9 protein-coding genes and 1 pseudogene are annotated in these 8,459 nt (G+C 58.2%); 7 read left to right on the top strand and 3 right to left on the bottom strand.

The annotated features are described in order from the left end of the window. Positions 1–554: pseudogene (locus D4Q51_RS00565) on the bottom strand (thiolase); the annotation flags it as partial. A gap of 50 nt (positions 555–604) precedes the next feature. Here D4Q51_RS00565 and D4Q51_RS00560 point away from each other — a divergent pair. Next, positions 605–970 (top strand): Zn-ribbon domain-containing OB-fold protein, encoded by a 366-nt coding sequence (locus D4Q51_RS00560; protein WP_120075297.1) that lies wholly within the window; start codon positions 605–607, stop codon positions 968–970. Here the strand turns inward: D4Q51_RS00560 and D4Q51_RS00555 are convergent. Continuing rightward, positions 958–2,169 carry a CaiB/BaiF CoA transferase family protein gene (locus D4Q51_RS00555; protein WP_120075502.1) on the bottom strand — a complete coding sequence of 404 codons (1,212 nt, stop codon included), beginning with the start codon at positions 2,167–2,169 and terminating at the stop codon, positions 958–960. The two genes, D4Q51_RS00560 and D4Q51_RS00555, sit on opposite strands and share 13 nt — an antisense overlap. 110 nt (positions 2,170–2,279) lie before the next feature. On the opposite strand from D4Q51_RS00555, the gene D4Q51_RS00550 reads away from it, so the two are divergent. After that, the gene (locus tag D4Q51_RS00550; protein ID WP_338068437.1) at positions 2,280–3,002 is read left to right on the top strand and encodes a ThuA domain-containing protein; all 723 of its coding nucleotides are present in this window, start codon (positions 2,280–2,282) and stop codon (positions 3,000–3,002) included. Positions 3,003–3,006: 4 nt separating this feature from the next. Here the strand turns inward: D4Q51_RS00550 and D4Q51_RS00545 are convergent, their stop codons facing one another. Next, positions 3,007–3,654, bottom strand: coding sequence for a TetR/AcrR family transcriptional regulator (locus D4Q51_RS00545; RefSeq protein ID WP_240624500.1), 648 nt, complete (start codon positions 3,652–3,654; stop codon positions 3,007–3,009). 117 nt (positions 3,655–3,771) lie between these two features. Between D4Q51_RS00545 and D4Q51_RS00540 the strand changes: the two genes are divergently transcribed. Genes D4Q51_RS00540 through D4Q51_RS00520 form a run of 5 tightly spaced genes read left to right on the top strand, consistent with a single transcriptional unit; the run spans position 3,772 to position 8,459 of the window. Then, entirely contained in the window at positions 3,772–4,527 is a 756-nt protein-coding gene (locus tag D4Q51_RS00540) for an SDR family oxidoreductase (protein ID WP_120075491.1), read from the top strand. 60 nt (positions 4,528–4,587) lie between these two features. Further along, positions 4,588–5,352, top strand: coding sequence for an SDR family NAD(P)-dependent oxidoreductase (locus D4Q51_RS00535; RefSeq protein WP_162925073.1), 765 nt, complete (start codon positions 4,588–4,590; stop codon positions 5,350–5,352). Between the two features lie 3 nt (positions 5,353–5,355). After that, positions 5,356–6,117, top strand: coding sequence for an SDR family NAD(P)-dependent oxidoreductase (locus tag D4Q51_RS00530; protein ID WP_120075487.1), 762 nt, complete (start codon positions 5,356–5,358; stop codon positions 6,115–6,117). 24 nt (positions 6,118–6,141) lie between these two features. Continuing rightward, positions 6,142–7,485: an aromatic ring-hydroxylating oxygenase subunit alpha gene (locus tag D4Q51_RS00525; RefSeq protein ID WP_120075485.1), complete on the top strand. Its 1,344-nt coding sequence runs from the start codon at positions 6,142–6,144 to the stop codon at positions 7,483–7,485. A 2-nt stretch (positions 7,486–7,487) separates the two neighbouring features. Beyond that, positions 7,488–8,459 (top strand): thiamine pyrophosphate-dependent enzyme, encoded by a 972-nt coding sequence (locus D4Q51_RS00520; RefSeq protein WP_120075483.1) that lies wholly within the window; start codon positions 7,488–7,490, stop codon positions 8,457–8,459.

Genomic DNA, 8,459 nt, shown 5'->3' with positions numbered 1-8,459 from the left:
AGTGGCCCCTTGGCGAAAGCCTCGGGATTGGTGTTGGCCCATTGCCGCGCAGCCACGGCTACGGCGGCGAGGTCTTCCCGGCGCGTGCCGAACTCGTGCATATGACGCGCCGCAACCAGTGCATAGCTGCTGAGCGGGAAGATGGGATCATATCGGGCTTCCCATTTGTTGCTCTTTGCAGGCGTAGCCAGCTTCCCGCCGCTGCTTCTCTGGTTGGAGCCATAAGTGATCAGCGCGTTGTCGATGTATCCAGCGTCGATCATGATGCTGGCCGTGATCATGTGACTGATGAAGGAGGACCCTCCCGTACGGTTATTGTCCGTGAAGCGAGGGGAGATGCCGTAGTATTCCGCCATGGAAAGAGTGCCGAATAGATCGTCTGGCAGACAGCCGAACAGTGCATCCACGTCCTGAATCCTGGCGTCGGCGTCCTGCAAAGCCATCAGTCCAGCTGTGGCCGCCAGATCAAGAGAACTGAAGCCTGGCATCTCACCAACCCCGTAGGTTGCGAGCCCCGCAATCGATGCGGCGCCTCTTGGAAATTCGTCCTTCATATTCATTGTCCTCGATTGACCCGGGGCATCCTTGACCATAATCCTAGGGCATGAACGACATCGAAGCCCATACGCCCGAAGCCGAATTTGAAGAGGGTTTGAGGCAAGGCAAGATACTGCTGCAACGCGATACAGTATCGGCGGAATGTCATTTTCCTCCACGCATTCGCGCTTTGGGCGAAGCGACCCAATGGGTCGAAGCGTCCGGACACGGAACAGTGCATTCCGTTACGGTGTTGTATCCTAAGCCCCCGCGCGAGCCTTACAACGTCGCGCTGGTCGAATTGGAAGAGGGCGCGCGCCTCATGAGCCGGGTTGACGGTATTGCAGCCGGGGAAGTTTCGATCGGGATGAAGGTGAGGGCGAAAGTGCTTCAGGCCGAGGCCGGGCCGCTGATCGTGTTTCATCCCGACTGACGGTTTTGCTGAGGTGGACCTGCCAATCGCTCGATCTCTTCGGGCGTAAAATTCGCTTCTTCCAGAATCTCGCGACTGTGCTGACCCAACCGTGGCCCCGGCTGACCGGGTTCACCGGGTGTTTGCGAAAAACTGACGGGAACGCCCGGCATACGCATGTTTCCATCAGCGGAATGTACTTGGTGCCAGAAGCCGACCTGCTCCAGGTGTGGATCGTCCAGCAGATCATCGATTGAACGTACCGGCATGGCAGGACATTGCGCCTGCGTAAGGACCGCCATCCATTCCTCGGTAGTGCGGGTCTCCAGGACTTTCGACAACTGGCCGAGCACCTGCGTGATATTCTGCGTCCTCGTTCTCAAACTTTTGAACATGGGGTCTTTCGACCATTCCGGGTTGCCGATAGCATCGAAGAAATTCGACCAGTGCCGATCATTATAGATCATGACAGCGATATAGCCGTCGGCAGTTCGATAAGGGCGCCGCTGCGGCGAAAGGGCGCGCGGATAGCCTGTGGGTCCGATCGGCGGGTTGAACATGGCCCCGCAAAGGTGTTCGACCATCGAGAAGGACGCCAGAGTCTCGAACATCGGGACTTCGATCTCCTGTCCATGTCCATGCCGCTCTCGCTCGAACAATGCTGCCATCACGGCATATGCCGCGGTGAGGCCCGCGACCTTATCCGCAACCACTGTTGCCAGGTAGGTGGGCTCTCCGCCTGATAGGGCGGCCTGCAGCGAAACGATGCCCGACGCAGCCTGGACGATATCGTCATAGGCGGGATAGTCTGCATATGGACCGGTTTTCCCATAACCGTACAAGTTGGCATATATGATGCGAGGGTTGCTTGCGCCGACGGAAGGGTAATCCAGCCCAAGGCGCTCTATGGCACGGCCGCGCATTGAGTGAATGAACACGTCGGAATCTTCTGCCAGACGCAGAAGTGCCTCGCGCGCATGTTCATCTTTCAGGTCAAGAACGATGCTCCGCTTGCCGCGGTTCACATTCATGAACATCGCGCCAAGATTATCCTCCGGACCCGGAGGAAGGGATCTCGTGGTGTCGCCCGAAGGAGCTTCGACCTTTATGACGTCTGCCCCGAGATCGGCCATGATCTGGGTCGTGTATGGCCCCATGAGCACACTAGTGAGATCGAGTACGCGAACGCCCTTCAGCGGGCCTTTTCCAGCGCCGGTCATGGGCATGGGGCTTGCTCCAAAAAAACAATCATGCTTGTTTTTGCGTCAGGTTTGCTAGAAGTGCAAGCCCGGTGGTCCGGCGATTGCGATTTGGGAGAGAATCCTTGAAGGTGCATTTGGTAGCAGCAGGCAAGTATCATGACATCGATTTCGCGCGCCTCGAGCTCCTGAAGCTGCTGGCTGAAGTTCCAGAGATCCGAACGAGCGTGGCCACGAACTACTCAGACAAGGAGGCGATCGAGAACTGCGACCTCCTGATAACCTATACCTGCGACCTTGTTCCATCCGATGACGAGGTGGAAACGTTATCCAACTGGTTGCGCGGCGGCGGTCGTTGGCTTGCCCTGCACGGCACCAATTCAATTCTACGGTTTTCGGAGCAAGGGACGGTGGAAACACCCGACGAGGCGTCGGAATTCATGCGGTTGCTAGGCACACAATTCGCCGGACATCCGCCCATTGCTGCTTTCAGGGTCACGATCACCGAGCGCGATCATCCACTCACGAAGGGGCTTCGAGACTTTTCGGTCGTCGACGAACTCTACCTTACCCGCACGCTCGGCGATTTCACCACGCTCATGCACACGACCTTCAAGGGGAAATGCGAAGAGTTTGGCGACGCTGAATGGGACGAGAGCGAGGTGCCGGTCCTATACGAACGCACTTTCGGTGCCGGCACGATCCTCTACCTCACGCTCGGCCATTGCCGCGGCCACTACGATTTGCAGCCACTGGCGGGCTATTATCCCCATCCGGAGCGTTGCGCCTGGAATTACCCTGTCTTCTACGAACTGCTGCGCCGCGCAATCCGCTGGGGTGCCGGCAATGCCTGATGCCTCAGCTTTTGCGATCCGGTCTGAGTTCCAGGATAACCTGTTCCAGCTTGTCGAGAACGAGTTCAATGGTCTCGTCGTCGATCCCGTGCGTAAGCCGGTTCAGCGCCATGCCTTCAAGCGTGTTGTGAGTGAGGCCCAATGCTACTTTGAAGGCGGTCGGGTCATGGCTCCATTCCGGGAAAAGCTCGATGGCGAGATCGTGCCAGCGTTCATTGAATTCCTTGCGGACAGGTTCCAGCGTCTTGGCCAGTTCCTTGTCGGTTCGCGAGGCGATCGCCAGTTCCTGAAATGCGATGAAAGTCGAGCGCAGCAACTGCTCCCAGTAAGTCCGCAGCAAGGTGCGCGCGTCATGATCGAGCGTGCCCGCCGCTCTGCGAAACGCACGCAGGCGCTTGTGGTGCAGTTCGACCATCGTGGCCTGCATGAGTTGCCGACCGTTATCGAAATGATGGAGCATCGCACCACGCGAAAGGCCCGCTTCCTCCGCGACTTTCGGCGTCGTGGTATTGGCGTAACTGTATTTCACGAGGCAGCGGATCGTCGCTTCGATCAACCGGGAGCGGGTTCTTGCGCTTTTCAGGGCCTGCGCAGTCGGCTCGATAAGCGGGCGCGAGCTTTCATCGGCCGAAGATATCCGCGAGTTATTCATCTTGCTGGCAGGCATTCGATCAAGTCCAGTCCAAAAAAGCAATCAGTTCTGTCTGGAAATACTACTAGGTAGGCTAAGAGCCAGCCGTCAACACAATCATATTGGGAGAATATCGGAATGTCGAAACTGGAAGGAAAAATCGCACTGGTTACAGGCGGCGGATCGGGTCTCGGGAAGGCCGACTGCATCCGGCTCGCTGAAGAAGGTGCGTTTGTCTATGTCACCGATATCAACGAGGCGGCAGCAAATGAGGTGGCCGCGCAGATCGGTGAGCGCGCAACAGCGCTTCGGCACGATGTCGCATCCGCGGAAGACTGGACAGCGGTATACGACAGGATTGCAAGCGATCACGGGCGCCTCGACATTCTCGTCAACAATGCGGGGATCGTCGTTGTGGCGGATCCGGAGGCCACGACGACCGACGAGTTCGACCGAGTGATGAATGTCATGTGCAAGGGCGTTTTCTTGGGATGCAAGCTGGGATTTCCCCTCCTTTCCAAGTCGCGCAATGCCTCGATCATCAACATGAGTTCGACGGCGAGCCACCTCGGGTATTCGCCATTCTTCGCCTATTCCGCGGCGAAGGGCGCGGTGCGATCGATGAGCAAATCCATAGCCGTTTACTGCCAGGAGCAGGGCTATCCGATTCGCTGCAATACGTTGCACCCTTCCGCTATCGAAACGCCGATGATCCAGGGTGCGCAAGGCAGGGCTGGGCAGGAAGAGCAGGTTCCGGATGGCGTCTTGCCTGCCGACGCCATTGGTGCCCCATCCGACGTAGCGAGCCTTATCGTCTTTCTCTGCAGTGACGAGGCGCGCTTCCTGACCGGTGGCGAATATATGGTCGACAACGGCCTTACGATCCGACCTTAAAAACAATCATGTCTGACTTTTTCCCTTGCGGAGAGGCGCGCATTGCTTAGGATGACAGGCATGACGCAGGCAAAACTTAAAGCGCTAGTAATCGGTTCCTCCAGTCCCGGCGGACTAGGGGAGGCCGTAGCAAAGCGGTTAAGCGAAGACGGATGCGACGTGATCGTTGCAGCTCGAAGCGAATCTAAGATTGCCGAGCTTGCTGAAAAGCTTGGCGGGCGGCACGTGACTTGCGATGTCCGGAATGAAGCTTCCATTCGGGCCGCTTGCGAGGCGGCCGCGCCGTTCGATATCCTTGTCAACGCCGCCGGAACGACATGTGCGGGCGGGCTTTCGAAAATTGATCGTGGGCAGCTTGAGGACCAGATGGAACTGCATTTCACGGCCAACGCGCTGCTTTTGAAGCATGCAATTCCGTCTATGCCGAACGGCGGCAGTATCGTGCTCTTCTCCTCCGTGACAGCCAGTCTGGCGGGCGCGGGCCTGACAGCATACAGCTGCGCGAAGGCCGCACTCGAACAACTGGTTCGCGTCGCAGCCATCGAGCTCGGGGATAGGGGGTTGCGGGTCAACGCGGTCTCGCCGGGTTTCTCGAAAACGCCGATGACAGAGGCGATTTTCGCCGATCCTGCGCTGGCAAACATGTATCTCGGCCGCGTGCCATACGAAGCGCGGGCCGTGCTGCCGAATGAGGTGGCTTCCGCGGTGGCCTGGCTGTCTTCGCAAGACTGCTTTGTTTCGGGGGAGATTGTCCAGGTATCGGGCGGAGCGCAACTTGGCAGTTTGCCGAACGGTAGCGAACTTAGAAATTTGAGGAAGGCTTGAACTATGGACCTTGGTCTTAAAGGCAAGAAGGCAATTGTTGTCGGCGGTGCGCGTGGCATCGGTTATTCGATTGCCGAGCTATTCGCGAGAGAGGGCTGCGATCTCGCCATCACTGCCCGCAACGACGATTCCGTGAAGGACTCGGTCGCCAATCTTCGCAAGTATGGCACGAAGGTGATCGGGTCAGGTTGTGACGTATCCGATGCAGATGCCTTCCGCGACTGGATGCAGGCGACCGATGAAGAGCTCGGCGGCTGCGATATTCTGGTGCCTGTCACTTCCGCCTCGGGCGGAACGGGTAGCCTGAAATACTGGGACAAGAACTTTGCCGTCGACGTAATGGGGCCGGTTCGGGCTATCGACGCTGTCCTGGAAGGAATGACGGAGCGCGGTGAAGGTTCGATCGTACTGATCGGAACGACCTCGGCTCTGGAAGCCATGGGCGGCCCACAGGCCTACAACGCGCTCAAGGCTTCGCTGATTACCTACGGCAAGCAACTGGCGCTTGCTCATGGCAAGGACGGCATCCGCGTCAATGTCGTGTCGCCGGGCCCGGTGGAGTTCGAAGGCGGTAACTGGGAAATGCTCAAGGGCGCGATGGAGAAATTCTACAACTCGCTGATCCGGAAGCATCCGCAGGGCCGCTTCGGAAAGCCAGAAGAAATCGCCCGGTGTGTCGGTTTCCTCGCGAGCCCCGCCGCCAGCTGGTGCAATGGATCGCACCTGGTTGTCGATGGTGGCTTCACCGACTGCACCCATTTCTGATCCGACTTAGCGGAGGACAGTCCAATGGATGTAAAGCGCCAGCAGAAGATTGTTCGCCCGGCAGAAGCGTTGCCGGGCGGCACGCCTATCGAAAAGGCGCCCGACCCCGAACTTGGGCACGACCTGATCCCGGCGGAGCGCTACACATCGCCGGACTTCATGCGCTTGGAGTGGGATCGGTTGTGGACGAAGGTGTGGCTGCTGGGCGGTCGCTCGGACGATATTCCGGAGCCGGGCGATTATATCTGCACCAACATCGGCAAGGAATCGGTCTTGCTGGTGCGCCAGCAGGATGGCTCGGTGGCTGGCTTCTTCAACGTATGCCTGCACCGCGGAAATCGTTTGGTTCCAGAAGAGGGCGTTGGATCGGTCGCGGAGGAAGATGGCGTATTCCGTTGCAGCTACCACCACTGGGCCTATTCGAAGACTGGCAAGTTGCTCCATATCCCTGACCGCGAGACCTTCCCGCAAGGCGCGCCCCCGTGTGGCCGCGTCAAACCGATCAAGGTTGATGAATGGGGAAGTTTCGTCTGGTTCTCAATGAACCCTGACGTGGAGCCGTTGCGGGAATATCTGGGCGTAATTCCCGAGCATCTGGATCCTTATCACATGGAACGGATGGCGTGGACACGCGACATAACCGTTGAATGGGACTGCAACTGGAAAGCCAGTGTGGATGCATTCTCCGAGACCTACCACGTCCAGGGAATTCATCCGCAGCTGAAATGGTATCTGGACGACGTCAATGTCCAGTACGACTGCTATGACAAGCATAATCGTTACCTGATCCCCTTCGCGGCGGTCAGTCCCCGTGTCGCCCTTCCATCGATCATCCCGCCATTGATTGCTGGCATGATGGAAGCAGCGGAGATGGATCCGGCGGAATACGAAGGCCCGATCGACGGCATCCGCGAAGCCCTGCAAAAACACAAGCGGGAGCACGGGAAGGCGCAGGGGAAAGACTATTCCGATCTGAACGACGAACAACTGACGGACGATTATCACTATACAATCTTTCCGAACGTATCGTTGAACGTCCATGCCGACGACGTCATGATGTTCCGCCAGCGGCCCCATCCCACCGACCCGAACAAGATGCTCTACGACATCTGGATGTTCGAACTCGTGCCCGAAGGGGAGAAGTGGCCGGACAGGCCGCGGCACCAGCATTTCAAGCACGGTGACAAGACCATCGGCCAGGTTCTGGACCAGGACGCATTCAACCTGCCGCACGTTCAGGCGGGCATGCGAAGCGAGGCCTTTCCGGGGTTGTGGCTGGGTGAGCAAGAAGTGCGGCTTCGCCACTTCCACAAGACATTGAGCGATTATCTCTACGGCCATAACGGGCCGGGGGAAGGAGATCTCTAAAGATGGATTACACGCGAGAGGGATTGCTTCGGGCATACAGGCGGATGGCTACCATCCGTCAGTTCGAAGAGCGCCTGCACGAAGAGATCGCCAAGGGTGAGATTCCCGGCTTTACGCACCTCTATTGCGGCCAGGAAGCCGCCGCCGTCGGCGTGTGCGAGCATCTGGATGAAGCCGACAAGATCGTATCGACCCATCGCGGCCACGGACACTGCATTGCCAAGGGTTGCGATGTAATCGGCATGATGAAAGAGATTTACGGAAGCCGCGAAGGGCTGTGCAAAGGCCGCGGTGGCTCGATGCACATCGCGGATACTTCGATCGGGATGCTCGGTGCCAACGGGATTGTCGGTGCCGGCGCGCCCCAGGCAGTGGGCGCGGCTATTGCCGCAAAGGCCGCCGGCGAAGGCAAGGTTGCCATCGCGTTTTCGGGCGACGGTGCGTGTAACCAGGGCACGACGTTCGAAGCCATGAACATGGCAGTTGTTATCGATGTGCCCGCCATTTTCGTGTTCGAGAACAACCACTATTCGGAACACACCGGAGACAGTTACGCGGTTGCGACCGGTAACGACATCGCGAGTCGCGCCGAAGCGTTTGGCATGAAAGTCTGGCGTGCCAACGGTAGTGATTTTCATGCAACTTACGAGACGATGGCCAAATTGCTGGACTATGTCCGGCAGACTGGTCACCCGGCTGCGATAGAGCTCGATACCGAGCGCTTCTATGGTCATTTCGAGGGCGATCCCCAGCGATATCGCGCCAAGGGCGAACTGGACCGGATTCGAGACGAGCGCGATGCGCTTAAAACCTTCCGGAAGGCTCCCTCGACCCGCGAATTGCTGGAAGAAGGGGAACTGGATGCCATCGACAAGCAGGTGGCAGAACTGATTGATCGAGCCGTTGAAGAAGCGCGCGGGGCAGCCCGATGCGATCCTTCGCAGATCGACGAAGACGTCTACGCGGCGTATTAA

This window comes from Aurantiacibacter odishensis, assembly GCF_003605195.1.
In the GTDB taxonomy this organism is placed as follows: Bacteria; Pseudomonadota; Alphaproteobacteria; order Sphingomonadales; family Sphingomonadaceae; genus Alteraurantiacibacter; species Alteraurantiacibacter odishensis.
The sequence above is the reverse complement of the archived record's forward strand: the minus strand, read 5'-3'. Positions and strand labels throughout refer to the sequence as shown.

Excerpts from the sequence above, each read along its gene's own strand:
- D4Q51_RS00560 (WP_120075297.1), top strand. The coding sequence starts at position 605 with ATGAACGACATCGAAGCCCATACGCCCGAAGCCGAATTTGAAGAGGGT.
- D4Q51_RS00555 (WP_120075502.1), bottom strand. The coding sequence starts at position 2,169 with ATGACCGGCGCTGGAAAAGGCCCGCTGAAGGGCGTTCGCGTACTCGAT.
- D4Q51_RS00545 (WP_240624500.1), bottom strand. The coding sequence starts at position 3,654 with ATGAATAACTCGCGGATATCTTCGGCCGATGAAAGCTCGCGCCCGCTT.
- D4Q51_RS00540 (WP_120075491.1), top strand. The coding sequence starts at position 3,772 with ATGTCGAAACTGGAAGGAAAAATCGCACTGGTTACAGGCGGCGGATCG.
- D4Q51_RS00535 (WP_162925073.1), top strand. The coding sequence starts at position 4,588 with ATGACGCAGGCAAAACTTAAAGCGCTAGTAATCGGTTCCTCCAGTCCC.
- D4Q51_RS00530 (WP_120075487.1), top strand. The coding sequence starts at position 5,356 with ATGGACCTTGGTCTTAAAGGCAAGAAGGCAATTGTTGTCGGCGGTGCG.
- D4Q51_RS00525 (WP_120075485.1), top strand. The coding sequence starts at position 6,142 with ATGGATGTAAAGCGCCAGCAGAAGATTGTTCGCCCGGCAGAAGCGTTG.
- D4Q51_RS00520 (WP_120075483.1), top strand. The coding sequence starts at position 7,488 with ATGGATTACACGCGAGAGGGATTGCTTCGGGCATACAGGCGGATGGCT.